This window comes from Maribacter aquimarinus (assembly GCF_047345505.1).
Taxonomy (GTDB): Bacteria; Bacteroidota; Bacteroidia; order Flavobacteriales; family Flavobacteriaceae; genus Maribacter.
The window spans coordinates 1-26,969 of the sequence record NZ_JBLFEO010000024.1; the positions used below are offsets into that span (position 1 = coordinate 1).

Genomic DNA, 26,969 nt, shown 5'->3' on the forward strand with positions numbered 1-26,969 from the left:
GGGCTTCTACGGGGCCTTATCGCTTCGGTCTTTGGTTGAAATTGCAGTTTCACTTGAACCAAACCTCATGGCGAGGAGCCACCTTGGTGGTGAAGTTCCGGGCAAAGGCCGATGGCGACTCGGTCATCCGTTGAGCCTATGAGCGCAGATCAACAGATGGCTCCGTACGGTGCAATGAGGGTGCGGTTTCGCTTTAGGTTGAATTGAAAGCCAAGGGCGGCTCCTCCCCTTGGTCAAGGGGAGGTGGTTTTCCACTTCATTGTGGAAAAGCGGAGGGGTCCGTTCCGTGGGTGCTTTGGGTGGTTTTGCGGTCTAGTTCCCAGAGCGGGCTTCAACGGGGCCCCATCGCTCCGGTTTTAGGTTGAAAAATTGCAGTTTCACTTGAACCAAACGTCATGGCGCGGAGCCTCTGTGGTGGTGAAATACAAGAACTAAGTTTGTTGCGACGAAGCCATAAGTTGGAAGCAGGAAATGGGAAGTACGAAGTGAGAAGTGAGAAATGGAAAAGAAAAAAGGGATTGTTTTTCTGCTGTTGTCTTTTTTTTTGACAGCGTTTGTGAACGGGCAGTTGCGGGTGGCCCCGCAACTTTCGGACCACATGGTGCTGCAGCGCCATGCACCCATACCCATTTGGGGCAAGGGACGCCCGGGCACTATGGTCAGCGTTCAATTAGGACGGGGGTTGGTCCGTACCACTGTGGGCAAGGACAGCAGTTGGCAGGTTTCCCTTAAAAAGCGAAGGCACAGCACCACCCCCATTTCCATCCGTATAAACGATGGCAAAGAGAGCGTTCACCTAAAAAATATTTTGGTGGGCGATGTCTGGCTCTGCCTTGGGCAGAGCAATATGGAATGGCCCCTGGAAAAGGAAATTCATTTTAAGGAAGAAATGCCCCATTTGAAGCAGCACCTGCTCCGCTTTTTCAACCCAACCTATGCGGGTAAGGGCGTGTACAACGCTCCTTTTTCAGATTCCATTGTACGGCGGTTGCGGCCCGATCGGTTTTACCAAGGCCGTTGGTCCGAAAGCAATATGGAGACCGCAGCGCAAATGAGTGCTGTGGGCTATTTCTTTGGCAAGGCCATTGTGCAGCGTGAAGCGGTACCCGTGGGACTCATTAACCTGGCCATTGGCGGTGCGCCCTTAGAAGCTTTTTTGAGCAGAAAAGCGATGGCCAACAGTGATCTTTTCTCGGCTAAGGTGAACACATCCTGGTTAACCAACGATGCCCTTCCCAAATGGATTCGGGAGCGGGGCAGGCAGAACGTGGGCCACCTTCGGGGCACACATAAAGAAGACGATCTTGGCCCCAACCACGCCTTTAAGCCCGGTTTTGCCCATGCCGCCGGTATTGCTCCCCTGGGCAAACTGCCCATAAAGGGAGTGATCTGGTACCAAGGCGAGAGCAACGCCCAAGAATGGGACAGGGTGCGTGAATACGCCGATCTGCAACGTCTTCTGGTGCGTGACCTGCGCTCCGTGTGGGCGCAGCCAAAACTGCCCTTTTACTGGGTGCAACTGTCGTCCATCGATACCCTGAACTACAAATCCCACTTATGGCCCGCCTTTCGGGACCAACAACGCCGATTGTTGCAAGACATTCCGTATGGCGGCATGGCCGTGAGCAGTGATGTGGGCGCCAAGGACGATGTGCACCCAAGAAACAAAAAAGTGGTGGGACAACGTTTGGCAAGATGGGCCCTGCACCAGACCTATGGAAAGAAAACAGTGCCCTCCGGCCCATTGCCCAAAAGCGTGCGCTATAAAAAAGGGAGGGTACTCATACGCTTCAACCACACGGCCAACGGATTGAAAACAACCAACAACGGCCCTCTCTTGGGCTTTTCCTTGGATGGAGAACATCCCGCAAAGGCCTTCCTTCACAGACACACCGTGCGCATCCCAAGCACAAAAAAGCCGGAGGCCATTTTTTATAATTGGCAGCCCTATGCCCTGGGCAACCTGGAAAACAGCCTTGGCTTGCCCGCTTCCACCTTCACCCTAAAAATGAAATGAGATGACCCAATTGAAGCCTTTGTTCTCCTTGCTCTTCTTACTTGCCCTCCCCTATGGTTCGGCGGCACAAGAAATGGTATGGCACAAAATACGGGCCTCCCAAGTTCAGGGCAAAATGGCGCCCCAGACCACGGAAACCTTTAAACGCTTGCCAGGTACCATGCAAGAAAAGGTACGGGAACCGGTTTGGGAACTCTCTAAAAATTCGGCCGGTCTCCATATAGACTTTGAGACCAATAGCCCCACGGTAGAGGTGCGTTATCAAGTAGCGGGCACCTTGTCCTTTCCGCACATGCCCGCCACGGGGGTGAGCGGAGTGGACCTGTACCTAAAGGGAAAAAACAAGGAATGGCAATGGGTGCGCGGCCTTTATAAATTTGCGGATACCGTTTCCTATCGTTTTCAGGGAATGGCCCCTCCCAAAGAAAAAACCAACCACCACAGGCTCTATCTGCCTTTGTACAACACCGTTCTTTGGATGGAAATAGGGATTGCGGCGGGCCACAGCTTGCAACTGGTCACCGATCGGGACGATCGGCCGCCCCTAGTGATCTATGGCACCAGCATTGCGCAAGGGGCCTGCGCCAGCCGGGCGGGGATGGGATGGACAAACATTTTGTCCAGAAAACTGGACCGGACCGTGATCAATCTAGGTTTTTCGGGAAACGGCCGGTTGGAACCGGAACTCATTGAAGCCATCGCAAAGGTACCCAGTGCGGCCTATGTGTTGGACTGTATGCCCAATTTTACATCGGGTCAGGGGCTTGGCCCCAAAACAGCCCAAGAGCGGCTGATCGCAGCGGTACGCCAAATAAGAAAAACCAGGCCCAATACGCCCATCATCATCGCAGAGCACGCTGGCTATGCCGATGGGCAGGCACAACCCGGAAGAAAACAGATCTATCTGGAACTGAACCGTGCCACCCAAGAGGCCATTGGCATGCTGCGGGCGGAAGGTGTGCCCGGGCTGTACCGGTTGTCCAAGGAAGAACTGGCCTTGGATGCCAACAGTTTTGTGGACGGCACCCATCCCAACGACCACGGGATGCTAAACTACGCCCAGGCCTACTGGGAAAAACTGCAAACACTGTCCTTTCCCGATTGATAAGGAACATCTCCGGCCCACCAATCTTTTGCTCCATTTAGGCCGCGCATTTTGTAATTTTTAATACATTTGCACGCGCTTAGGGGTGGTGTGGATTCTGAAAAAACAGGAACGAGCAACTTTGCCCCAGAACCAGAGAACAAGGTCGCGTAGCTCAGCTGCCCGCCCGAACGTTCCTTTTCAGAACGGGTGGGGATAGAGCATCTGCCTTCTAAGCAGACGGAAAGAAAATATTGGGTCGCGTAGCTCAGCTGGATAGAGCATCTGCCTTCTAAGCAGACGGTCACAGGTTCGAATCCTGTCGCGATCACTCCACTCAACAAACCACGCCCATTTTGGCGTGGTTCTTTATTTTCTGGAAGGATGCAAGGCAATGGCCTTGTAATTCCGGAAGGAAACAAAGAACTAGGGCGATAGCCCCTGGTTTGTTATTTGCAACCGAGATCGTTCTAAGGATATTCAATCCTGTCGCGATCACTCCACTCAACAAACCACGCCCATTTTGGCGTGGTTCTTTGTTTTCTGGAAGAATGCAAGGCAATGGCCTTGTAATTCTGAAAGGAAACAAAGAACTAGGGCGATAGCCCCTGGTTTGTTATTTGCAACCGAAATCGTTATCAGGATATTCAATCCTGTCGCGATCACTTTAAACAGTCCATTTTAGTCCAATACCCATCATATGATTTGAATTGGCTTAAGGCAGCTACAAATCTTCAACAAGGCTAATGTACTTTAAATTGGCACATAGTTTTGTCCAGCAGATTAAACCGGTGTCTTATTGACCTTACATTCTTGAAAACAACCCGTTATACGCACATTTTGAAAGCTTTAGGTATTGTCCTAAAGATATCTCCGAACTGGACAGGAACGCTTTAAGCCCACTCTTTACAGGCTGCATATGCCCTACCAGATATTTTGTTGGGTGAAACCGGAATGAATACCGCGCGAACCGCTATTCTTCCTTAACAAAATCCTTCTTTAATCGCACCGGAGTTTTCGGCATTTTGTTTATCAGTTTCTTTTTTCCGTCCTTTTTAATCAGGTCAAAAGCATCGTAGAGGGTGCCTATGGGTGTATATGCCCCATATTTTATGGTGTCATTGCTTACTGTGATGATCTGGAAAAGTTGGGTAAACTCTCCTCTTCGCACCATCCATTCCTGGTTCCTTGACTCGTACATTTTTGGGCCGCTCACCGAAACTGCGTATATGGTGCCTGCATCCTGCACCACGGTAAGTCCCTTGCTTTTGTTCTCCGCATAACCCCTGGCATAAGTGTGGTCGTGTCCTTGTAAAATCAAGTCCACTTCATATTTGTCTATCAGGGGTTTCAGTGCTTCCCTCAGCTCCCGGTTATCCCTGCCCTCCACTGTAGAATAAATAGGATAGTGCATGGTCATTACCGTCCATTTCTTTGAGTTGGTACGCAAAACCGAATCCAACCACTTGGTTTGGGCGGTTCTTGCCTCTTGATGCTCATCAAAACCCTCAGCATCTATGGAAATGAGTTTCATGTCTTGGTAGTCCAAGGCATAGCACGTTTCTTTAAGGCCTTCCGTTGGCCCGTTTTCCGGCAAGGTAAATTGTGGCCTCCATAGTGAGGACAAGACTCCATCACGGTATTCATGATTTCCAGGGGTCATCATACTGGGCACGGTGGCATGGATAAAACTGCCCGCATGAAACCACTCTCCCCATTCCAAATTAGCGTCCCTATCATTGATCAGATCGCCGGCATGCAGCATAAAATTCACCTGTGGAAATTGCCTGAAGGAACTCCTGATGACCCTGGACCATAAAGACTTTACATTGTTTTGTGCATCACCAAAATAAATAAAACTAAAGGGTTTTTCCATATCATTCCGGGCGGTGGTAAACTGGAACCACTCGCTCCATTTGGAATCATCATCGGATCCGTTGCCAACCCGGTACACATAGGTGGTGTTTGCCTCCAGATCATGAATAACAGCGGAATGGTAGGTGGCCTTAACCAAGGGCTCCCTCCTGTTTTGGTTTTGGAACTTTTGTGAAATAGCCTTTATTTTTCGCACACCTCGCAACAAAAACTCTGGCCCGTCCGTGGCCAAGGCCAGCTCCACAACCCCGACACCAATTTGTTGGTCGGTTCGCCAGTTCACGGCAAAACTATGAGCCGGATCAACGGTAAGATTGGCAATGATCCTGTCTGGTGTTGCCGAAGGAAACATTAATTTATGTGCCACCACAGAATCATGCTCTGCATAATGGCTGTGGCCGTGATGGCCCTCATGCTGCGGGTATAGATTTACTGTGATTGCTAGTGCCAACCATACAATTCCAATTATTCGTTTCATTTTATCCATTTGTATTAGAGTATTGAACTTAACTTGCATTTGCCAAAAACTGTCCCGTACTTACTTGGCCCGTTTTTGCATTCTGCATTCTAGGCCAAAAACCATCGCCCTATTTTGAAGGCGGTTGCGCTGCCGGGAAAGCGTACTTGTTGAAAGCCACAAAAAGCAATGCAAAAAGCAACAAACCAATCGTAGCCACCGCCCCGATAATTATTGGATCCAAGCTACATTCCATCCAAGAATAATCTTGCGGCAGGTTGCGAAAGAAAGTGCCCCAAACAATGATGAAGATACTAAATACAACAGATATGACACCCTGTACCCTGTTGATTCTCACATTGAAAATAGCCAAAAGGAAAAGGCCCAAAATCCCCCCACCAAAGATGCCCGATATTTGCCACCAGACATCGAGCGCACTTTCGGCATCAATCAGCAGGAGGGCAAACACTATCCCCAAAAGCCCCCAAAACACTGTGGTTAGCCGAAGAAAGCCAATGTTGCTTCTTTCAGGTGCTTTTGGCCTTAGGTACCTCTTAAAATAGTCCAAATACAGCACGGTCGCAGATGAATTCAAAGCGGAATCAATGGTGCTCATGGACGCCGCAAGTATGGCAGCTATGATCAATCCCTTTAAGCCCACTGGCAATTCGGTAGCGATGAAAAAGGGGAAAACCTCATCTCCCTTGATGATTCCGGGATCCAATATGTTGGAGGAAGCCGAATAAAAGGCGAACATGGCGGTACCGATATAGAGAAAAATGGCGGTCAATGGCAAATAAATCAACATAGCGACCCAGACCGATTTCTTGGCTGCCTTTTCGGACGCCACAGCACTGTACTTTTGGGTATAGTTTTGATCGGCCATCAAATTTCTAATGTTCTCTGTGAGACCATAAACGATCATGACCCAAATTGTTCTGCTCTCCAGTGAGAAAGATGTATCTCCCAAACTGAATTTATTGGCTTCCCATGCATTTGTGATCAGAAAATCCGGTGCGCTAAAAATCTCGGTCGTTAGTACGTAGGCGCTGAACAAGAGGCCACCTATCATAATGATGGATTGCATGACATCTGTCCAAATAACTGCTTCCATACCCCCCAATAAAGTGTAGACAACGGTCAGAACACCAATTATCAAAATCAATGTACGGATATCAACGTCGATGAACGTGGTTAGCAAAAGTGATGAGAGATAGAGTATCACGGCAGTTCTCCCTATCATAAAGAGCACAAAGGACAGGGAAGCGTAAATACGGCCCCAAGTCCCGATTTTATCCTCGAGGTATTGGTAAACGGATATGATTTTGTGCTTTCTGTAATGTGGAATGACATATTCCGTGACGAACCAAGCCACAGGAATGGCCGTAAGGGCAAATATGAGTGGATGCCAGTTCTCGTCAAAAGCTTTTCCCGGCACGGCAATATAGGAAATACTGCTCGTGTAAGCGCTCATTACAGCAATGCCAGCTGCCCAGGCCGGAATGCCCCTACCGGCGATCATAAAATCCTCGGAGGTCTTGGTCTTTCCCAGAAAATATAAGCCCATTACGATCATAACCAACCCATAGATGACCAAGATGGCAGTATCAATGGTTCCCAGTTCATAAGTCATGGCCCTTCTTTTTTAGTTTGCCCCTTTTTTCTTTAGTCCGTTGATGAGGTCTTTGATCCTTTTTCTATCCCTTGGGCTGAATTTTTTAAACGGAGGTGCCATTTCATCCCCACAGATGCCCAGTATTGAAACGGCACATTTGATGCCCATGGTGTATCTGGAACCATATTTGCCCACGCTGTACACGGTATGGTACAGTTGGTTAACCATTGTACCGATGTCAATAATTTTAGCTTTATCCCCTGCTATGCAAGCCTCATAAAACTGCACAAACATTGCTGGGAAGAAATTTGCCCCTCCAGCAATGGCACCGTGGCCCCCATTGGCCATGGTTTCGGGCAAGAAGGCCTCCGTACCGGTAAAAACAACAAATTGGGGCAAGTGGGCAAAAGTTTCCAAAAATGTGTGCAGAACAGCAATATCCCCAGAACTGTCCTTTATTCCCAATGCTCCCAATTTCCTGGCCCTTTCAACAATTTTCACGGATAGCTGCATTTTTGTGCAACTTGGTATGTTGTACAGGAGAAAGGGAAGGGGCAATTGCGGTACCAAGATATTCAAATAATCCAGCATTTCAGCTTCCGTGATAGGAAAGTAATACGGAGGGGCCACCACGACCACATCGGCACCCGAAGTTTTTGCATGATTGGCCATCTCAAGGCAAGCTTCAAGAGAAGCATCGGTAATGCCCACCAGAACGGGCACCCTTTTATCCACATGACGACAGGCCTTGACTACAAGTTCCTTTCGCAAACCATAAGACAAGCTTGGGGCCTCACCGTTGGAACCCAAAAGAAAGATGCCGTTTACCCCACCCGATATCAGGTGTTCAATGAGTCTTTGCAGTCCTTGGTCGTCAAGCTTTTTATCCTTGGTCAAAGGCGTGACCATCGGCGGAATTATCCCTTTAAGTTCCAAATGCATATCTACATATCCCTATACCCTAAAGAAAAGTTAAAATATACTGCAAAACCACGTTTATTTTACATAAATCCTACACTATTTTAACTTAAAATATGAAAAAAATTGGCTATCATTGGTAAAGGAGTTAACATTTGAAATAATGGAATTTGTTTGTGAAAAGATTTTCGTACCCAGCAATCATTCTTTTATATCCAGAAAACTTCCTTTGTCATCAGATGCTAGAATACATTCACACAAGAATTTTGAACTGAACTATATAGCATCGGGAGTGGGCAGAAGGATAGTGGGCGACCATATCTCCGGTTTCAAAAGAGGGGACCTAGTACTTTTGGGGCCTGACCTACCACATTGCTGGGAAGTCTTGGATACTGAAAATGGAGAACAGCCTATGTGCATCGTGACCCATTTTTCAGAGAACATTATCGATTCGGACTTCTTTCAAATGCCCGAGCTCCAAAAAGTGGTTGCACTGCTTAAATTGTCCCATAGGGGTATCCGTTTTAAAATCGCCGACGACACGGAAATCAGGCAGATATTAACGGAAATGTCCGTAAGCCAGGGCTTGGAATATTACATTGGATTATTGAAAATTTTTAATAGCCTCATCAAAATCGAGGAAAAGGAGCAGTTGTCCAACCCCATAAACCGCTCTTCCGTATTCTCCAAGAATATTGAAAAGGTTAACAAGGTGTATGAATATGTTTTTCAACATATTCAAGAAGGCGTTAGGCTAGAAGAGGCCGCTGCTGTACTCAATATGGCCCCTAGTTCGTTCTGTCGTTTCTTTAAAAAGAAAACGGGGCAGACCTTTATGGAGTATGTGAAGAAGGTTAGGGTGGGCATAGCGGCAAAGCTCTTGGCAGAGACTGATAAGCAGATTACCCAAATCTGTTTTGAGAGCGGGTATAACAACCTGGCCAATTTCAATCATTATTTCAAGGCAAATATGGGAAAGACCCCATCTGACTATCGCAAGATCTTTAGATGACCCTTTATGTAAGCATGGATGGTAGCCAACACTTAAAAAGGCATCAGCGTGCCCAAACCATTTTTGGCATTGACGCAATAGAGGTCTAGGTCCAAAATGGCATGGCCTTAAGCCCAGAATCTGGCCAAGGTTGCAGAAAAGCCATACGTGTTTACAATTGATGCTCCCTAGGTCTATACTGGGAGCGGGAAAGGAGCAGAGCTTTTCGAGACAACCAAGGGACAAGGGTAACTTTCAATTTTCCGGGCGTCGTTTTTTCCTGGAGGGAACTTGCCTGGCGTAAAGAATGACCAAACCATAAAATAAGAGGCCTAGCCCGGTTGGGATCAAAACAACACTGTACTCTGAATAAAGATCACTGTAGCCCACTACCGCCTTTCCCCTTAGATAATATGCCATACCCAAGACAAGGACAAAAAGAGCACTGGCAAAAGAAAAGATGAGGGTTGCTTTTCCTTTTAACCATACCGGTCTTTTTTGATACCGATTGGCCATCCCCTGTAAAATGAGCAACCAAAAAATCCAGGACGCCACTTGGGCAACGTTCAACGTCCTAAAATAGTTTACGAGCGTTATGAAAGGCCTAAAGAGCAAACTAGACTCCTCGTAGAAAGGCCTGTCCTTGTACAAAAGTATCTTAAGCTTTTCCTGTGGACCATTCTTCAGGATATCGATGATGGCCTTCTCCTTTGCGATGGCATCCAAAGTGTCCCAATATGGAATTTGAAAGGCGTTGTACAACGAGCACACCCGGCCATAGCCATGAAAATCCAACCCACCCACCATAGTGAGCCCCTTGTCCTCACAAAACTTTCTCAATTGGGCAAAGAGTGCCCTATCATAGTAAAGAGCCTTGCCCGCATTCTCAATTTCAAAACCGTTGGCACCTAAGGCTTCATAGTGTTCTTTTTCTTTGCCCTTGCCATCGAACCAATGATTTATGATCACTGCGCCACCGTGGTAATGCACGGAATCAATAACCGCCTTGTCTGTCATTCCCTTTGTATTGAATGATCCGTGGAGTCCGAGAAGGCTCATGTGATTGGAGCCGGAGAACTCTTCCCCAACCATCACCAATGGGTGCATTGGCAGCTTTCCCAACCGTTGCTCTTTGGAAAACTCAAGGGTTTTTAAATGGTTGTTATGGTCAGTAATGAAAAAAGCATCAAAACCATTTTTCTTGTGCCATTTCCAGAGGTTTTCTTGAGTGATAAGCCCGTCGTGGCTAAATTGGGTATGGGCGTGGGTGGTTACCAAAACCCCGTTTTCCGACTTGTTCTCTATGGTATTGTTGGGCAACGGAAGAAATAGTATGGCCACAAAAATGGCGAAGCAAATACCAACAACCATAGGTATGTTGGTCAGTTTTTCAATGATTATCCCTTTTTTGGAAAAAGTATTTCTGAAAACTTCCACCGTGCCGGCAGCCAGATAGAACACCAATGCCCAAAAAAAAGTCAATGGAAGTTCTGTCAACACATAAATGCTTCTGTTCCAATACAAGACAGGGCCAACAAAGGGTTCAAAAATGATGCGCCAAAAAGAAATGGCCACCCTATACTCCTTGTCCGGAGCCAATGCCAAAGCATCTTCAAAGTGCACTTCATAATGAAAGCCCCACGCGAGGAGCACAATGATCGGGATAAAAATAAGAACGGTATATCTTCGTGTTACGGCACCCTTCATATCTACATTCTTTCTAGGGTTTTTCACATAAAAGAAAATCCTGGTTGGTTCTGTGTTTGAATTGATACAAAAAGCCCTTGACCGCATCACGCTTACCGGGGGCCAACCTATGCAAGGGAAGCGCCATGAAATCTTCACAAATCCCCATTAAGGAAAGGCAACATTTTATGGCCTTAATACTTTTTGTGGGTGAATCGTCCACGCTGTAGATGGTGCTGTGTATTTCAATAAGGCTTGACCGAAGTTGTGCTATCCGGTCCATATCCTTGACAAGGGAAGCCTTGTAGAGTTCAACAAAGAATTTAGGAAACACATTGGCCCCACCAGTGACCCCGCCGTGCCCTCCGTTCAAGATGGCAGTGGACAAGAAGAGTTCATCTCCTACAATTACGGAAAAATCACCATCTGCCTTAAATTCCTTTAGAATGGCCCGGAAAAAAACGGGGTCTCCTGAACTGTCCTTGACCCCTATTGCTCCCAGCTCCTTGGCCTTCCTTATGGTCTTTACGGAGAGTGCCACCTTGGTGCAGCTCGGTATGTTGTACACCAGAAATGGCAACGGCAGGAGCGGGGCCAGCTCTTGTAGATAGCCAACCGTTTCGGTTTCTGAAAGCGGAAAATAAAAGGGCGGTGCCACAACCAGGGCGTCTGCACCCGCTGTCTTGGCGTAACGGGCCATCTCCAAACTTGCTTCTAGAGAGGTGTCTGTTATCCCCACCAATACGGGGGCCCTGTTGCTTACAATTCGGCAAGCTTCGGTGATCAATTCCTTTCTTGTGCCATAACCAAGGCTTGGGCCCTCTCCATTGGTGCCCAAAACAAATATGCCGTGAACTCCTCCATTTAAAAGATGCTCTATGAGTTTTTTCAAACCCCTCCTGTCCAATTGTTTATTTGGCAACAGTGGGGTTACCATTGGTGGTACAACACCTCTTAGTGGCAATTTCATAGGCCGAACATTTGCGTATCGTTACTTCAGGGGAACTTCTTGGGCAACAAACCCACTTTAAGGAGTTCACTGGCCATTGTACTTCTCTCTAGGTCCCTGGGGGTTCCACTGTCCGTTCCCAAATTCCTTGTGCCATCTAGATACCGGTCCATCCCAACTCCCATGCAGATGACAAAGCTAAGGGCACTCGGCAAAGCTCTGAAGGCTTGCCTTAGCTGCCCATAAAGGAAAAAAACTACCTTTTGGCGAGGCTCAATAGGGTAGGTTTGTGCCCTGCAGGAGCCACATTTTGGACCAGGCACTATTGTTGCTTATGTCTTCACCCTTGAACTGCGTAGGCTGTAATTTCTCTATTGCCGCTTCCGCATTTAAGGTGTTAACTGAAATCTCATCGTTGAAATGATAGTAAAAACGAAGTGGCACCGCCTGTCTTATCGCTGCCACCCCGGTCTGAAGATCTGGCAGACCGGTGCGCCTATAATCGAACCAAGATTCATGCGCGGTGGTCCAGCTGGCAATCCACTTCTGCGTTAAAATATCCTCCAGTCCCGTAAAAACTGCATTTGAAATATAGGCATCATAGGAACTGCCCACGCCCCAGGCATTCAATGATTGCCTAATGCCCTCGTTGTAGTGCGCCTCCGCAGCACCCGGGGCCCAACCGTAGAGGGCCGCCTCAGCAAGAATAAAATGTACCTCAGCGGCAGACAGCAGGCGGGAAGACAACAACGGCCCTTCGGTCTGCCGGTACCGATCATTGAGCTGGGAGGCATGGGGGTTAAAGACCCCTTGCTCTAGATTGGGGTTTAAATTATAAGAAGGCGCCGCGAAGGTGGAAGGAGGAATGCCCACGTATTCTGCATCAAAATCCACAGGGGTCTGCCAGGCCATTACATAATCATCCACCACTTTTTGCGAAACCCGCCTTACCCCATCAACAATTTCATCGGTATCATCCGGAGCGCTGGGATCGAGCACTAGCGGAATTGCTATTTTGTTTGCCCAAACGGACAATCTGGGGTCTTCCAAGGCCTGAAGGGTCTCCACAAGGGTTGCGCACATTTTGGTCCTGAAATATTCCCCATTCTCACTAATGTCAAATACCGTGTTACTGGGCCAGGAATTGGCCGGGGCATCACCGGGATAGAATACTTGGGCATCGTTTGACGCATTGGTTATAACGGGATACTTCCCTGGATTAGAGGTGATTTTTCGAATTCCTGCCTCAGCAGTTCCAGGGTCTTTGGCGGACAACCTCATGAAATAGCGCAAGGCTAAGGAATTGGCAAATTTTCTCCATTTCTGTACATCACCATTATAGAGCACATCCTGTGATGGTACAATTCCCTCATAGGAAGTTTTGGACAATAGGGTGTTCGCCTTTTCCAAATCCGTCAATATGCCCATATAGATGTCTTTTTGGTCATCAAAGACCGGTTGGTAAAACTCAGGGCCCTCATCTGCCCCAAGAGCCTCTGAGTAGGGCGCATCTCCCCACAAGTCGGTAATCAACCCAAAAACAAAGGATTTAATGACCAGGCCCACGCCTTGCTGGAACTCAAGATCAGCTTGGACGGACTTGTCATAAAAAACCTCGTTGTTGCGCAGAATGTCGTAATAACTTCGCCAACTTTGGCTGTTAACGTCCCATTCGTAATTGTTGTGCCCACCGGACCAACCATCTTTTTGGGTGTGCTGCATTACTCCTGCAACATTCCCAAACCCCAGCGAAACCACATTTTGTGCCGTACGGGTAATAATGGCCGGCATTAATAGATTGGCATCTGCCACAGCGGGATCCACCCCGTTGGGGTTAATGTTCAATTCTTCCAAATCTTCACAGGCGGCAAAAAAGACCAAGCTTAAAATGCCTACTCCAAAATACTTTTTTAACACATTCATAGTCATCTTATTTCTGTTAACACTAAAAAGTAAGTCCCACCTTAAAACCAATGGGCACCACCCAGGGATCTACATTATACCGCTCAATCCCTTGTTTAAATTGGGTGCCCCTGTTCCCGGTGCTGGATTCTATCTGAAAGGCCCTTTCGGGGTCTATGCCAAAGTCGGAATCCTTTGTCCACAGCATGATATTTCTGCTGTAGATGGAAAAGGTCATGTTGTCCAGTCCCGTTCTTTTGAAAATCTTATTTGGAATGGTGTACGTTAGGGCAACTTCGCGCAATTTGATGTAATCTGCATCAAACATGTTGGGGGTTCCAAAATCCCAAGGAAAACTCACCACATAAGGTAGGAAGACCGTACCCTCGCCTCCAAGGTTCTCTTGTTCCAAAATAAAATTACCGTTCTCGTCATGCGAACCCACCACTCCCGGGGCAAATGTGCCATCGTTTACCACGACACCGCTAAATTCTTCCGGAAAGCCACCATATTCGGGCGTGGGCCCACCGACCGGCCTAAAGTCTTCGGCAAGCAACAGTTCATCTTCGTTTGCAATGACCCAATCCCGCAATTCCTGTCCAGGTCGTAGATCGCCAGGATTCACCAAATTATCCAACCAAGTCTGTGTAAGTACGCTTTCGGACATGTACCTATGTGTCTGGGACATATACTGCCCTCCAGAACGCCAATCAAAGGTCATGTTCAATGACAGGTTTTTGAAACGGAGCTGTGTTTGCAGCCCCATAATGAAGTCAGGGTTATAATTGCCCACTTTGCTGAGTTCTTCCTCTGGCAGCCATTCTGCATCCAAGCCCCGGCCTATGAGGGGATAGCCAAAATAGGGTGAATTGGTGTCTGTGACACGCCTTATTTTTGGTGCATAGATATTGCCCACCAATCCATCTTGGCCGGCTGCGAGATCCTTGGCGAAGCCCAGGGATCTACTTCTGTTGTCACTCCAAAATTCAATGAAATCCACACCTTCGGACAGCTCTATGATCGTTGAAACGTTCCGCGTAAAGTTAAAATCAAGATCCCATTGCCAATTTTTGGTTTGTATGGGGGTAAAGCCAATTAAGATTTCAATGCCCTCGCTTTCAATGAGACCTGCGTTGATGTTTGCACTGTTGAACCCCGAAGAAACGGCCAAGGGAATGTTCCCGATAATCTGGTTCCTGTTCTCCAAGTTGTAGTAGGTGCCCTCAAACCTAAAACGGTTACCAAACGCCCTCATGTCCATACCAAATTCCAGCGAAGTGGCTTCTTCGGGCTTTAGCTCTGGCGTAAGGATGTTCCCAGGCACGTTTACCTGGACAACATCTCCCCACTGCCCTGAGTTCACAAACACGGGGTTTAAACGATATGGGGAGGTGTCATTCCCCACTTGGGCCCAACCAGCCCTTAACTTTAGGAAATCCAGTTTGGGCATTTTGATGACCTCGCTCAACAAAAAGCTCAGAGAGGCGGAAGGATAAAAATAGGATCTGTTTTCCACGGGCAAGGTACTGGACCAGTCATTTCTGGCGGTAAGATCGAGATACAGCATATCATTCCAACCAAAATTGGCCAACCCGTATATACTTTGAATGGACTTTTCGTTCAATACGCTCCTAAAATTAAGTGAGGTTGGGCTGATGTTGCTCACCGTGTAGAGGTTTGGCACCACCAGACCCGTTCCGTTCAGGGATGAATTGGTGATCACAAAATCTTTCTGGTACATTAAGTTACCTCCCCCTGACACGGAGATATCGAGTTTTCCGAAATCCCTCCGGTAGGTGGCCAAAAAGTCTATGTTGCGCTCCAGACCGGTATTGGATGAGATTCCATAAGCACCATTGTTCGGTTCCCTTGTATAGCCGGGTGCCATTTTGGTTTCACGGGTCTCATCATATTTGTTCAAATTATACCTAGCCATTAAACTTACGGCAGGGGATATTTCCCATTCTGCCATTACATTTCCAAAAATGCGGTACCTGTTGAAACTATTGTTCACTTCATTGGCCAAAAAATAAGGGTTCTCGTGGTTGGAAGAGACGCTTCTCACCTCTAGGCCTTCCTTACCGGGCACCCAATAATCCTCAAGCTCCCTAATATCAATATTGGCAGGCACGGCATAGGCCCATTGGAGCGGATTGGCGCCCCTGTTGCCCACCGGTCTATTATCTGCCCATGAGTGGTTAAGGTTCACGTTGGTGCTTATGGTAAGTTTTTCATTTAAACTGGAAGACGCCGATAAGGAATAGCTGTTCCGGTTCAGATCAGAGTTGGGAATCATTCCGGTGTGGGTCATGTTGGACACACCCAATCTGTAATTCACCAGATCGGAGCTATTTGTAATGGCAAGACTGTTGGTGGTTGTGAGGCCCGTTTGAACAAATCTCCCGATATTGTTGGGGTAAGACTTCAATTCGGTGGGTATGGGCTGTCCATTGGCATCCAAGGGTGCATTCCACTGCACCGCCCAGTAGCCTCGATCCAGTTCCGGTCCGGCACCCGTGCCGTCCTCTGCTGATACGTTGGGCAAAACGCCGCCCCCCACATCTTCCGGGCGAAACGAGAAAAAACCCGACGCAAACCGGGATTGAACGTTCAAATACCTAAAAGGAATGTCTGCCACCGTATTATTGGTAAAGGAAACTTTCATTTTTTTACCCTTCTCGGCACTTTTGGTGGTAATGAGCACCACGCCATTTCCTGCCCTGGAGCCATACAGGGCCGCGGCACTTGGACCCTTGAGAATGGTAACGTTTTCTATGCTTTCTGGATCCAAGTCGGAAATGGCATTTCCATAATCCACACGAACCCGATCACCGAATCCGCCAACGTTGTTCACGGTATTGACCACGGGGACACCATCTACCACGAACAATGGTTGGTTATCAGAACTTAGCGAGGTGGCCCCGCGGATCACCATGCTAACGGAAGAACCCGTTCCGCCGGTAGAATTGATCGTAACGCCGGATACCTTGCCAGAAATGGAGTTCAGGACATTTTCGTTCACCACCCTTGTAAGTTCCTCTGCCTGTACTTTTTCAACGGAATACCCCAAGGACTTATCTTCGCGCTTTATGCCCAGGGCAGTGACCACAACCTCATCCAGGGCCTGAGCGTCTTCGGTAAGGGCAACATTTATCCTTGACCGGCCGCCTACGGGCACTTCCTGTGTTTTAAAGCCCAAATACGAGAATATCAACACAGCTTCGCCATCCTGCACCTCCAGACTGTAGTTTCCGTCAAAATCGGTCACCACACCCTTGGTTGAACCCTGGAGGACTATGCTCACGCCTGGGAGGGGAGTTCCGTCTTGGGAAGAGGTTACATTTCCGGATACGGCGAATTGATTGGATTGCGCCCATATTTGGCCCGTGCCAAATACTAGGAAAATGATAAAAAACAATAAATAACTCCTATGTTTGTTCTGAGGGTTCCTTTTCATAATCATAGTACTTTCTTTGGCTGGTTGCTTTTTAGTGATGGGAACAAGTCCTTACCGGACAACTTCAAAAGTGAGTATCAGGGCATTGGTATTGATACCTATAATGGGTGGTTCTTGCCCCGCGGCCATGAACATCATCAGCCGCATGGAGCTATCCGTCAACTCTTGCACGATCACTTTTCTGTCAAAATCCATAAAACCAATGAACTCGGTACCGGAGAAATCCAGGGTGCTGACATTGTTAAAGGTCAAGGTTCCGTTTGGCCCAAAAACCGAAGAAACTGTGTAATCCTCGTTCTCCACAAAGGTAAAGGTAGCATTGTCCTCCGGTGTGTAGGCTCCGGTGCAAAGGCCAAAATCCGCACCGCTGGCATTGACTATGCCCGCACCCTGAGTGGTCACAAATTGATACACAATTCCGCCCAAAGAGGCCCCGTCTTCCTTAACGTCATGACGATATGTGCCGTCAAAATGGAAGGTAAACTCATCTTGATACACTTCTCCCATGCCCAGTCCAGCGCCAAAGATACCGGCAGACAGTGGGACCGGGGTGCCGGGAACCGGTGTAAGGTCCGGGTCCGCGGTGGCAAAATAGTCAAATTCAGAATGACTGTTGGCCAATTTCCACGTCTTTCCTTGATAGCCCTCGGCGGTCCGGTCTCCCGTGAGCAGGGCATAGGGCGTTAAATCCAGTGCCAAACGCACCTCTGCCGTTACTTGGGCTCCGTTTTCATCGGTGGCCTTCAATGTGGCCAGGTAATAGCCACCCTCTTCATATACATGCACCGGATTCTGGGCCGTACTGGTATTGCCATCTCCAAAATCCCACTCCCAGCTCACGGCGCTGTGTGTTAAGCCCTGAAAAGCCACCTTCTTACCATTGGAACTTTGAGATATTATAGCAGAAAGCGGAAACTGGTTTCCTTGATCTTCGCTATCGCAAGAGGATAAGGACAGCATTAACGTAAATAAAAAAAACGCGCCAATCTTAATCTTAAAACACTTTCCCATATTCATATTTATTATTGTCAAAACTAGAGCCCTAACCATAGTTTGGATTTAAGTCATCTTTAAGATTTAGTTAACTTTTAAACATTCTAAAGCTAAATTTATAAATCCTCAATACATTCATTTATCTTATTCAATGTACATTGAATTTTAACCTCTCATTTCGTTTTTTACCTTTAATTTTATGTTTTTAATGTGATTTATTTATTTGGTTTGTTTCGAAGCTAAGTCCCGGCCCATTACTACAATGGTTCGTGGTGGCGGCTCCGGTGCAAAGACAAACAATATGTTTCCCAAAAAAAATGAATGCTTTGGCACGGCCCATCGGGAAGTTTTGGAATGCCAAGCCCAAGCGATCAATTGTTCTAATGAAAGCATTATGATTAGATACCCTGCCATCATTTTATTCCTTGTCCTGTCCTGTACTATGGCTTGCAAGGAAAACCCAGGAAAACAAGTATCCCACGACGTCGTGGAAAAAACGGGCACCGTGCCGGAAAACGCGCTTATGAGCTACTTAAAGACAACAGATGACAACTACCACTGGGAACTCAGGGACTCCTTTGCGGTGGGCTCCGTCACGGCCTATGATTTGTTGTTGACCTCACAAAAATGGCGGGAACATACTTGGAAACATCAATTGACCTTGTTTGTGCCCGATGAAATTGTTCATGATGGGGCGTTGCTGTTCATTACCGGCGGTAGATTGACCGATGGCCTGCCCAATTGGAAGGAAAAGGAAAAGAACGGCAGCGAGTCCGCGCCAATGGCGGAGATGGCCCAAAAGAACAAGGCCATTGTCTCAATCTTGAGACAGGTACCGATGCAACCCTTATATGAAGGAGACCTTGTGGAAGACCAATTGATCTCCTATACCTTGCACAAATACAAACAGGAAAAAGACCATACCTGGCCCTTACTTTTTCCAATGGTGAAAAGTGCGGTAAAGGGAATGGACGCTGTGCAAGAATTTTCAAAACAACAGCTTCAAAAAGACGTCTCAAGATTTACCCTGGCCGGGGCCTCCAAACGAGGATGGACCACGTGGTTGACGGCCGCAAGTGACCAGCGTGTGGAAGCCATAGGCCCTATGGTCATTGACGTGCTGAACATGCCCGTTAGCCTGGACTACCATCTCACAGCTTGGAACAAGTACAGTGATCAGATCAATGACTACATTAAACTGGAAATCCCGCAAACGGTGAATACCCCTGACGGTAATGCACTAACGCAGATGATCGATCCTTTTTCGTATCGCAAAAACCTAACCATGCCCAAACTCATATTCATTGGTACCAATGACGAGTATTGGCCCGTTGATGCCATAAAGAATTATCTGGAGGACATTCCTGGGGAAAATTACGTCCACTACACCCCCAATGCAGGACATGACCTGGACGGCGGTGCAAAGGCGCTAAGGGCTTTGAGCGGCTTTTGGGGCAAGACCTTGGCCAAGAAACCCTACGCAGACCTTACTTATGACATAAAGAACGACAGTACCTCCGCCACTCTTTCGGTGGTCTCGAACTCGGGCAGCTTCAAGGATGCCTATCTCTGGTATGCAGATTCCGAGGACCGTGATTTCCGGGACGAGAAATGGATCTCGGTCAAGGTAACTCCATTGGAAGGAAGCAAAACAACGCAAAAAATCCGCTTCCCAAAAAAAGGGTACAAGGCGTTCTACATTGATATGGAATATAGCGATGATAACGGGGGCACCTATACAAAAAGCACTAGAATGTACTTGGCCGATGATGACGAAATCCTCTAAGCTCAGGGTAAAATGGAGTGTTGCCATTGCGGCCCTTGTTTTGTTATGTCTCACTGGAATCATACGTGCAACAACCACCAGCGAGAGTATGCCGGTAACCTCATATTACGGTTATGACAAAGCCATTCCCTTAAAGGATTCCGTTGGGGAAATGATGGACACCAACAAATTTAAATTGTACTCGGTGGCGTACAGCAGTGTAAATGACCAGAGGGGCACCGGCCTTTTAAGTGTGCCTAAACATAGCGTGGCACCCTTGCCCGTTGTCATTTTGATGCACGGACTCGGAGACCACAAAGCGGTTGATTATGTGGAATACGGAAACCATCTGTTTCTAGATAAAGGTTATGCCGTACTGCGAATTGATATTAGTGGCCATGGAGAACGAAAAAAGGACACGTACGATTTTGACCTGACCGGCGAACATAGATATTGGTCCAGAAACATTCTTTCCCAAACGGTATTTGACCTTCGACGTGCAGTGGATTTTATAGAAACACGAGGAGAACTGGATTCCAAGCGTATCGGGTATTACGGCATTAGCCTTGGCGGCATCCTGGGCACGGTGTTTTGTGGTATTGAAAAAAGGGTAAAAGTGCCTGTCATTGCCTTAGCGGGCGGCCAGTTGAACCTCCTCTACGGGAAAAATGCACTTTCATCCAAGGCCAAGGACTTTGTGGGCATCATAGAACCGCTCAACTTTGTGAAGCACATTGCGCCCCGACCATTTCTTATGCTCAATGCCAAAAACGATGAAGTTGTGCCACCGACAATGAGCAGGATTCTTTTTGAAGCGGCCAAAGAACCGAAAGACATCATATGGTACAACGTTAAGCATAAGGATGCGCCCTTGGAGACAATTTATGGAGATGGTCTCAACTGGTTCCGGGAACATTTATAGATCTGTTCATCTCCCTTTGCAATAGGCAACGTGGAACGGAAATGCACTATAATTGAATTAAAAATGATGACATCACCAATCAAAAATTGTTCTCGCATCTGCGCAGACATCAAAATGAAAAGTCATTATCCTCCTTTAACACGGGCATAAATGATTTATAGATTATTATAAAACCATATTAACAATGACGCAAAAAACATGAAAAAATCATTTTTAAATCCAATGACCATTGCATGCTGTCTCTCCCTTTTGATCGGCGCTTGCAGCGAAAAGAAAAAAAACGTTTCGGAACTCGCAGACCAAAAGGAAACAAAGGAAACAACAACAGAAGTCCCCAAGACATGGGCCGAGAAATTGGGTTGGCCCGCCGGAAAAAAAGTGATCATGCTCCACGCAGATGACATAGGTATGTGTCCTGAGGCCAACCAAGCAGCCGAAAAACAAATGACGGAAGGAGTCATTCAATCCGCTGCCGTTATGATTCCTTGCCCCAACGCAAAAGCCTTCATTATGTGGGCCAAAGACCATCCGGAAATGGACGTGGGCCTACATTTAACCCTTACCAGCGAATGGAAGACCTACCGTTGGGGCACTGTGTCCCCTGCTGAAGAAGTCCCTGGCCTGTTGGACCCGGACAACAAAATGTGGCACTCTGTGCGGCAGGTAGTGCAGAACGCATCTGCTGCAGAGGTGGAAAAGGAAATACGTGCGCAAATTGAACAGTCTTTGGCCTGGGGTTATAGACCTGATCATATAGATACCCACATGGGCACCCTTTACGGCGACCCTGCCTTTGTAAAGACCTATATAAAAATGGCAGAGGAGTATGGCATTCCTGCAAACATCGTTGACCTTTCCAAACCAGAGGTGTTGGCAATTTTTCGCAAGCAGGGCTATCCATTGAACGATGAAGTGGTTCGTATGGTGGAAGGGTACACCCTTCCTAAGCTCGATTTTTTTACCAGCGCCCCAAAAGCGAAGAGTTATGAGGAAAAAATTGATAACTTCAAGAAATTGATATTGGCCCTGGAGCCAGGACTGACGGAAATCATTTTCCACCCTTCCGTCCTAACCGATAACCTCAAGAGCATTACCGGTTCTTGGCAGGAACGCGCTTGGGAGGCAGAAATGTTTTCTGATCCGGACCTCATCAAATTCTTTGAGGACGAAGGACTTATCTTTACCAACTGGAAGGAGATCATGGAACGATTTGACCGGATAAAATGAGCCCTAACATTTATTGGTGCCAAGCCAAACCATAAAGATCTACGAACACCTAAGGATAAAATGAAATCCTAGACTGAAGGTAGGGTGGCGAAACCGAAGATTCATGAACACCTCTGAACAGCAATCATTTCCAATGACATCAATTACTCCCTAAGCATCGGGACGACCTTAACAAAACAAGCAATCATTAAGAGATGGAAAGATGAGTTCCAACATTGAGCAAGAAATTACGCAACGAGCATTGAAAAGACAAACAAGTTCCGGACAGAAGGAAATGGCCTAAGATTGAAATGCAAAAAGGACGCAGTTGGCATATAGTCCCCGGCACTCAAGAAAAAGACAGGTACATCCAAGCTACTTTTTAAGCTTTTGGATCAAACCTTTATAAGACCAACGAGACAGGGCAAAAATTGAACTTTAAGGTGTAACGGACCAAGATGGTTCTTGTTCAAAAACAAAGGCAGGCCAAAAAATGTCTTGTTCATTGGGAAAAAAATGGGTAGGGCCCCTAACTATATGCCCCAGGACCTATGAACAGACCTGTTTTGCGTTACGGTTCAAGGAGTGGGTCCGTCGCAACAAACAGCACTAATTTGATGTTTTATGAACGCTACTTCTGGAATAATCTTGGCAATGTCCCTGATGGTGATCATGTTTGGCATGGGACTGTCCCTCACCTTGGCCGACTTTAAAAGAGTCATTGTTTTCCCCAAGGCCGTTATTATCGGGGTGATCAGTCAAATGATCGTCTTGCCCCTCTTGGGATACTCCATAGCTTCCCTTCTAGATCTTTCCATCGCAAGTTCCATTGGGGTCATGTTGCTGGCCGCCTGTCCTGGGGGCCCCACGTCAAACCTACTGACCTATTTGGCGAAAGGTGACTTGGCCCTATCTGTATCCCTGACTGCCGTAGCAAGCGTCTTGTGCATATTCACCATTCCCATTGTCATGAAACTCTCAATGATGGAGTTTGCCAACAATGCTCAAGATGTTTCCGTGGACGCCATGACCATGATTTCCCAATTACTGCTCATTGTGCTCATTCCCGTGGGTCTTGGTATGTGGACCAGAACGAAATTTCCCCGGTTTTCGGAGAAGTTGGCCAACCCGGTCAAAATAGCTTCTGCCATCATCTTTGTACTTGTCATCATCGGTGTAACCTATAGCGTGAAGGATGTTTTTATGGAGTATCTCAAAGAGGCCGGAATACCTGCGTTAGCCTTGAACATTTGTACAATGGCAACAGGATTTCTCATGGCTGTCCTTTTTCGTCTGGGCAAACCTCAGGCCATTAGCATCTCAATAGAATCTGGCATACAAAATGGCACCCTGGCCATAACCCTGGCCACTATTGCCCTGAACAATGCAGAGTATGCCATTGTCCCGGCCATTTATGGACTACTGATGTTCGTAACGGCGGCGGTCATCATTTTTCTACGAAAACCCATATAAATCGGCAATAGCACTTACTCGGGTTGGCCCCCTGGGATTGGAAACGACCAAAGAACTCAAAATAACCGTACAAAGCATAAAAGATGAACACCAAGTTATTTACAATAAAAACAATCATATGCTTTTTGGTTGTTTTAGGCTGCAAAAGTGAGCACCCAATATCCGTGGCCCCCAAGGGCTATCCCAACAACACGATTCTAAAAGCTGCATATGTAACGGGCGCCTTGAAACTTATAGAGACCGACCTTACCGTTCCTGATGACATCATGGAGTTCAAGGACGTACGCTACAAGCAAATAGATTCATTGAACCTGACATTGAGCATCTATCATTCAAAGGAACTCAAAGGCAAGGCCCCGCTGATTGTCTTTGTCCACGGCGGGGCTTGGAAAAAAGGCGATAAGGACGATTACTTGCCCTACTTGATCAGTTATGCCAAAAAGGGCTATGTCACGGCAACCATACAATATAGATTGAGCGGCACCGCAAAATATCCCGCCCAACTCTTGGACGTCCAATCTGCTGTAAAATGGCTGAAAGAGCATGCGGAACACTATCACATAGACCCCAAAAAAGTGGCCATGGTGGGTGGCTCCGCAGGTGGCCACCTTGTGATGATGAATGCGTACACCACTAACAGTCAAAGCCTTGGCGAGAATGGTTTTTCTTCAAATGTGCAAGCCATAGTCAACTTTTATGGTCCCTCCGATCTTGTACACGAAGAGGCAAGGGACAAGCCCCCGGTTGAATACCTGATGGGCAAAACGTTTGAAGAGGCCCCCGAAGCCTACAAAAGGGCCTCTCCCATTTATGCCGTAACGGAGGCCGCCCCGCCAACGATCACCTTTCACGGCACTTTGGACGAACTTGTTCCCTACGGGCAGTCAGACAGGCTACACGAAAAACTAAAGGAGAAAGGGGTTCCCTCCTATTATCATAAGTTGAAAGGTTGGCCGCATACCATGGACATGTCCGTGAAAGTAAACGCCTTTTGTCAATACCAGATGGATCGGTTTTTTGAAAAATACATCCCAAAACATTAACTTTTGTAAACTGCGGTACTATGAGACAAATTTTAACTTATTTGATCATCTTTTTAGTTTTTTCCTGTAAAGACAAGGCAAAAAATGACTCCAGTATGGACAAAAAAGAACCCACTGCGGTAATTACCGAAGCGTTCATTTACGAAATTGAGGACGCCCTTACCCCGGAATGCCATGCCTCCACGGTAGCCGTAAGCAATGGAGTCATTGTGGCCTCTTGGTTTGGCGGGACCGAGGAGAAGAACAAGGATGTTGGCATTTGGGTTTCACGAAAAACCAATGGTTCGTGGACGGTACCGGTAGAAGTGGTCAATGGCGTGCAGGACAACGGCATGCGCTATCCCTGCTGGAATCCGGTGCTGTTCAAGCCAAAGGGCGGACCCTTGCATCTATACTACAAAGTTGGCCCCAGTCCGCAAGAATGGTGGGGGCTTTATATGACCTCCACAGACGACGGGGAAACCTGGTCCGATCCCATTAAATTGAAAGACGAAATTCTGGGGCCCATAAAGAACCAGCCCATAGAATTGGCCAATGGCACAATACTCTCTCCCTCAAGCACTGAAAGCCTGGACGGAAATTGGACCATACATTTGGAGACCAGCAACGATATGGGTGCCACGTGGACCAAATCCGAACCCTTGAACGACCCCAATGAATTTGGCGCCATACAACCGGCCCTTTTCAATCATGGCAATGGAAGATTACAGATGGTGAGCCGGACCAAGAACAGTGTGGTTTCTGAAAATTGGTCGGAAGATTATGGAAAGACCTGGAGTAAAATGGTGGCCACCTCGCTTCCCAATCCCAATTCCGGTGTAGATGGGGTGACCCTGAAAGATGGCCGCCATCTTTTGGTGTACAACCCCACGGACCAGAATTGGGGCGATAGGGTACCGCTCAGTATTGCGCTTTCAGAGAACGGGAAGGATTGGTACCGTGTGCTAGATCTAGAGCCCCTTACGGAAGCCACAGATCGGGAGGGAGAAGAGTACTCCTACCCCACCGTCATTCAAAGTGAAGATGGTAAGGTGCACATTGTTTATACTTGGAACAGAAAAACCGTAAAATACGTAGTGCTGGACCCAAAAAAACTCCACTGAATGAGAACCAAGAAATGGCATAGACGTGCAATGGGTATTATGGGTGCCTTGGCCCTAGGGGTACTGCTCATTTTTTACACCTCTACCTCCACCATAGACACTACGCCTTACTTTGAGACTTCCTATTACAGGAACACGATCAAAAAGATGGATGACACCTTCAAGAACACAATGCAAGTCAAAGGAGGGCTTTTGGCCGGTTTTGCCCGCATAAACATCACACCGCATACCGTAAATGACGTTCCCGAACCTTCCAAGGGAAAGTTCAATGCCCTTAAATTGGCAGGGTTTGGTGATGGGAAAATAGCTGTGGGCGTCCATGATTCCATTTTTGCCAAGGCCATAGCCCTGGAAGTAAACGGGAAGGAAATCATTTTCATAAGTGCGGACCTGCTGTCCATACCGGAAACCGTTGTTGCGCACGTGACCGCCAATTTGGGGGGAGACCTTTCACGGGAACAGCTTTTCTTTGGGGCCACCCATACCCATTCCAGTATTGGCCATTGTATTCCAGGTTTTGTAGGGGAAAGTTTTGGCGGTGACTTTAGGCCCGAAGTGGTGGCGTGGCTAGGCGATGCCTTTGTAAAGCTTATTCTAAAGGCACGAAAAGATAAAAAAATCGCAAGGTTCTCATCAGGAACCATTAGAACGCCCAATTTGGTGCGCAACCGTATCATTGGGGAGACGGGCAGAGTAAATGACAGGCTCAGCCTGGTGTCCTTTGAGCAAGAAAGTGGCAAAAAAGCGGTAGTTGGTATTTTTGCCGCCCATGCGACCACCATAGGTTCTTGGAACAACACGTACAGCGGTGATTATCCGGGCTATTTTCAAAGAAACCTGGAAGGTAAGGGCATTGACCTGGCCCTCTTTTTTGCGGGAACAGTGGGCAGCCACTCCCATAATGGGAAAGGAGAGAAGTTTGACAGGGCCAGGTACGTAGGTGAAACTCTTGCAGATTCTGCCCATATACGCCTTAAAACGATGCAACATGATTCGATCATCACGATGATTTCGGCAACCATTGCCTTGGAGGTTCCGGAACTACAGGCTGTTTATGTTACGGACAGGCTTCGGCTTTCCCCCTTTTTGGCCGGTAAATTGATGCCCAAGATGAAGTCGATTCACTTACAGGGCATCCGTTTAAACGATCTGGTCTGGATAACGATGCCCTACGAGTTAAGTGGCGAATATGGCATAGACCTCAAAAACGCCTTGGCAGTAGAAGGATACAAATCTGCCTTGACCAGTTTCAACGGACAATATTTGGGGTATATCGTACCTCAAAAATATTATTATTTTAAGCATTATGAACCCAGGCTCATGGGCTGGTACGGTCCAACTATGGGAGATTATCTTATGGAGTTAAAGTTTAGATTGGCCAATGGGCTTACAGGTACAAAATTATAGGCCACTGTTGACCAAAAAGAAAGAACTTGTGCTTGAGCCAAAGAACTGGAGCAGCCCGGGGCAACACAAGGTTAACGTACGGCAAATGAATGTTCCAATAAAACCC

Annotated in this window: 18 protein-coding genes and 1 tRNA gene; 11 read left to right on the forward strand and 8 right to left on the reverse strand. The window is 47.3% G+C overall.

What is annotated here, in order from left to right:
- The first annotated feature begins 499 nt into the window (after positions 1–499).
- The 3 genes from ACKWCC_RS15035 (at position 500) to ACKWCC_RS15045 (ending at position 3,432) form a co-directional block, all read left to right on the forward strand.
- Positions 500–2,017 carry a sialate O-acetylesterase gene (locus ACKWCC_RS15035; protein ID WP_413996778.1) on the forward strand — a complete coding sequence of 506 codons (1,518 nt, stop codon included), beginning with the start codon at positions 500–502 and terminating at the stop codon, positions 2,015–2,017.
- A 1-nt stretch (position 2,018) separates the two neighbouring features.
- On the forward strand, positions 2,019–3,122 hold the full coding sequence (locus ACKWCC_RS15040; RefSeq protein ID WP_413996779.1) for an SGNH/GDSL hydrolase family protein: 1,104 nt from the start codon (positions 2,019–2,021) through the stop codon (positions 3,120–3,122).
- 236 nt (positions 3,123–3,358) lie between these two features.
- Positions 3,359–3,432, forward strand: a tRNA-Arg gene (locus ACKWCC_RS15045).
- Between the two features lie 642 nt (positions 3,433–4,074).
- On the opposite strand, the gene ACKWCC_RS15050 is transcribed toward ACKWCC_RS15045, so the two are convergent.
- From ACKWCC_RS15050 to ACKWCC_RS15060, 3 genes are all read right to left on the reverse strand, one after another.
- Positions 4,075–5,454, reverse strand: coding sequence for a purple acid phosphatase family protein (locus tag ACKWCC_RS15050; RefSeq protein ID WP_413996780.1), 1,380 nt, complete (start codon positions 5,452–5,454; stop codon positions 4,075–4,077).
- A gap of 109 nt (positions 5,455–5,563) precedes the next feature.
- Entirely contained in the window at positions 5,564–7,066 is a 1,503-nt protein-coding gene (locus ACKWCC_RS15055) for a sodium:solute symporter family transporter (RefSeq protein ID WP_413996781.1), read from the reverse strand.
- A gap of 12 nt (positions 7,067–7,078) precedes the next feature.
- Positions 7,079–7,990 carry a dihydrodipicolinate synthase family protein gene (locus ACKWCC_RS15060; protein ID WP_413996782.1) on the reverse strand — a complete coding sequence of 304 codons (912 nt, stop codon included), beginning with the start codon at positions 7,988–7,990 and terminating at the stop codon, positions 7,079–7,081.
- 205 nt (positions 7,991–8,195) lie between these two features.
- On the opposite strand from ACKWCC_RS15060, the gene ACKWCC_RS15065 reads away from it, so the two are divergent.
- Complete coding sequence (locus tag ACKWCC_RS15065; protein ID WP_413996783.1) at positions 8,196–8,978, forward strand: AraC family transcriptional regulator; 783 nt, start codon at positions 8,196–8,198, stop codon at positions 8,976–8,978.
- Between the two features lie 234 nt (positions 8,979–9,212).
- On the opposite strand, the gene ACKWCC_RS15070 is transcribed toward ACKWCC_RS15065, so the two are convergent.
- From ACKWCC_RS15070 to ACKWCC_RS15090, 5 genes are all read right to left on the reverse strand, one after another.
- Positions 9,213–10,664, reverse strand: a complete 1,452-nt coding sequence (locus ACKWCC_RS15070; protein ID WP_413996784.1) for a PHP domain-containing protein — start codon at positions 10,662–10,664, stop codon at positions 9,213–9,215.
- 13 nt (positions 10,665–10,677) lie between these two features.
- Positions 10,678–11,613 (reverse strand): dihydrodipicolinate synthase family protein, encoded by a 936-nt coding sequence (locus ACKWCC_RS15075; RefSeq protein ID WP_413996785.1) that lies wholly within the window; start codon positions 11,611–11,613, stop codon positions 10,678–10,680.
- A gap of 252 nt (positions 11,614–11,865) precedes the next feature.
- Positions 11,866–13,521 carry a SusD/RagB family nutrient-binding outer membrane lipoprotein gene (locus ACKWCC_RS15080; RefSeq protein WP_413996786.1) on the reverse strand — a complete coding sequence of 552 codons (1,656 nt, stop codon included), beginning with the start codon at positions 13,519–13,521 and terminating at the stop codon, positions 11,866–11,868.
- Positions 13,522–13,537: 16 nt separating this feature from the next.
- A complete protein-coding gene (locus ACKWCC_RS15085; protein WP_413996787.1) occupies positions 13,538–16,951 on the reverse strand; it encodes a SusC/RagA family TonB-linked outer membrane protein in 3,414 nt (1,137 codons plus the stop codon).
- A gap of 51 nt (positions 16,952–17,002) precedes the next feature.
- On the reverse strand, positions 17,003–18,001 hold the full coding sequence (locus ACKWCC_RS15090) for a PKD domain-containing protein (RefSeq protein WP_413996788.1): 999 nt from the start codon (positions 17,999–18,001) through the stop codon (positions 17,003–17,005).
- A gap of 466 nt (positions 18,002–18,467) precedes the next feature.
- Here ACKWCC_RS15090 and ACKWCC_RS15095 point away from each other — a divergent pair, with 466 nt between their 5' ends.
- From ACKWCC_RS15095 to ACKWCC_RS15125, 7 genes are all read left to right on the forward strand, one after another.
- Positions 18,468–19,730 (forward strand): PhoPQ-activated pathogenicity-related family protein, encoded by a 1,263-nt coding sequence (locus tag ACKWCC_RS15095; protein ID WP_413996789.1) that lies wholly within the window; start codon positions 18,468–18,470, stop codon positions 19,728–19,730.
- An 88-nt stretch (positions 19,731–19,818) separates the two neighbouring features.
- Positions 19,819–20,631, forward strand: coding sequence for an alpha/beta hydrolase (locus tag ACKWCC_RS15100; protein WP_413996790.1), 813 nt, complete (start codon positions 19,819–19,821; stop codon positions 20,629–20,631).
- 198 nt (positions 20,632–20,829) lie between these two features.
- Positions 20,830–21,858, forward strand: a complete 1,029-nt coding sequence (locus ACKWCC_RS15105) for a polysaccharide deacetylase family protein (RefSeq protein WP_413996791.1) — start codon at positions 20,830–20,832, stop codon at positions 21,856–21,858.
- Between the two features lie 603 nt (positions 21,859–22,461).
- Entirely contained in the window at positions 22,462–23,310 is an 849-nt protein-coding gene (locus tag ACKWCC_RS15110; RefSeq protein ID WP_413996792.1) for a bile acid:sodium symporter family protein, read from the forward strand.
- A 224-nt stretch (positions 23,311–23,534) separates the two neighbouring features.
- Positions 23,535–24,353 (forward strand): alpha/beta hydrolase fold domain-containing protein, encoded by an 819-nt coding sequence (locus tag ACKWCC_RS15115; protein ID WP_413996793.1) that lies wholly within the window; start codon positions 23,535–23,537, stop codon positions 24,351–24,353.
- 95 nt (positions 24,354–24,448) lie between these two features.
- Positions 24,449–25,456: a sialidase family protein gene (locus tag ACKWCC_RS15120; protein ID WP_413996794.1), complete on the forward strand. Its 1,008-nt coding sequence runs from the start codon at positions 24,449–24,451 to the stop codon at positions 25,454–25,456.
- Positions 25,457–26,863, forward strand: coding sequence for a neutral/alkaline non-lysosomal ceramidase N-terminal domain-containing protein (locus ACKWCC_RS15125; RefSeq protein ID WP_413996795.1), 1,407 nt, complete (start codon positions 25,457–25,459; stop codon positions 26,861–26,863).
- Positions 26,864–26,969: the final 106 nt, after the last annotated feature.

Excerpts from the sequence above, each read along its gene's own strand:
- ACKWCC_RS15120 (WP_413996794.1), top strand. The coding sequence starts at position 24,449 with ATGGACAAAAAAGAACCCACTGCGGTAATTACCGAAGCGTTCATTTAC.
- ACKWCC_RS15100 (WP_413996790.1), top strand. The coding sequence starts at position 19,819 with ATGCCGGTAACCTCATATTACGGTTATGACAAAGCCATTCCCTTAAAG.
- ACKWCC_RS15095 (WP_413996789.1), top strand. The coding sequence starts at position 18,468 with ATGAGCTACTTAAAGACAACAGATGACAACTACCACTGGGAACTCAGG.
- ACKWCC_RS15105 (WP_413996791.1), top strand. The coding sequence starts at position 20,830 with ATGAAAAAATCATTTTTAAATCCAATGACCATTGCATGCTGTCTCTCC.
- ACKWCC_RS15035 (WP_413996778.1), top strand. The coding sequence starts at position 500 with ATGGAAAAGAAAAAAGGGATTGTTTTTCTGCTGTTGTCTTTTTTTTTG.
- ACKWCC_RS15080 (WP_413996786.1), bottom strand. The coding sequence starts at position 13,521 with ATGACTATGAATGTGTTAAAAAAGTATTTTGGAGTAGGCATTTTAAGC.
- ACKWCC_RS15125 (WP_413996795.1), top strand. The coding sequence starts at position 25,457 with ATGAGAACCAAGAAATGGCATAGACGTGCAATGGGTATTATGGGTGCC.
- ACKWCC_RS15090 (WP_413996788.1), bottom strand. The coding sequence starts at position 18,001 with ATGGTTAGGGCTCTAGTTTTGACAATAATAAATATGAATATGGGAAAG.
- ACKWCC_RS15055 (WP_413996781.1), bottom strand. The coding sequence starts at position 7,066 with ATGACTTATGAACTGGGAACCATTGATACTGCCATCTTGGTCATCTAT.
- ACKWCC_RS15040 (WP_413996779.1), top strand. The coding sequence starts at position 2,019 with ATGACCCAATTGAAGCCTTTGTTCTCCTTGCTCTTCTTACTTGCCCTC.
- ACKWCC_RS15110 (WP_413996792.1), top strand. The coding sequence starts at position 22,462 with ATGAACGCTACTTCTGGAATAATCTTGGCAATGTCCCTGATGGTGATC.
- ACKWCC_RS15070 (WP_413996784.1), bottom strand. The coding sequence starts at position 10,664 with ATGAAGGGTGCCGTAACACGAAGATATACCGTTCTTATTTTTATCCCG.
- ACKWCC_RS15050 (WP_413996780.1), bottom strand. The coding sequence starts at position 5,454 with ATGAAACGAATAATTGGAATTGTATGGTTGGCACTAGCAATCACAGTA.
- ACKWCC_RS15060 (WP_413996782.1), bottom strand. The coding sequence starts at position 7,990 with ATGCATTTGGAACTTAAAGGGATAATTCCGCCGATGGTCACGCCTTTG.
- ACKWCC_RS15085 (WP_413996787.1), bottom strand. The coding sequence starts at position 16,951 with ATGAAAAGGAACCCTCAGAACAAACATAGGAGTTATTTATTGTTTTTT.
- ACKWCC_RS15075 (WP_413996785.1), bottom strand. The coding sequence starts at position 11,613 with ATGAAATTGCCACTAAGAGGTGTTGTACCACCAATGGTAACCCCACTG.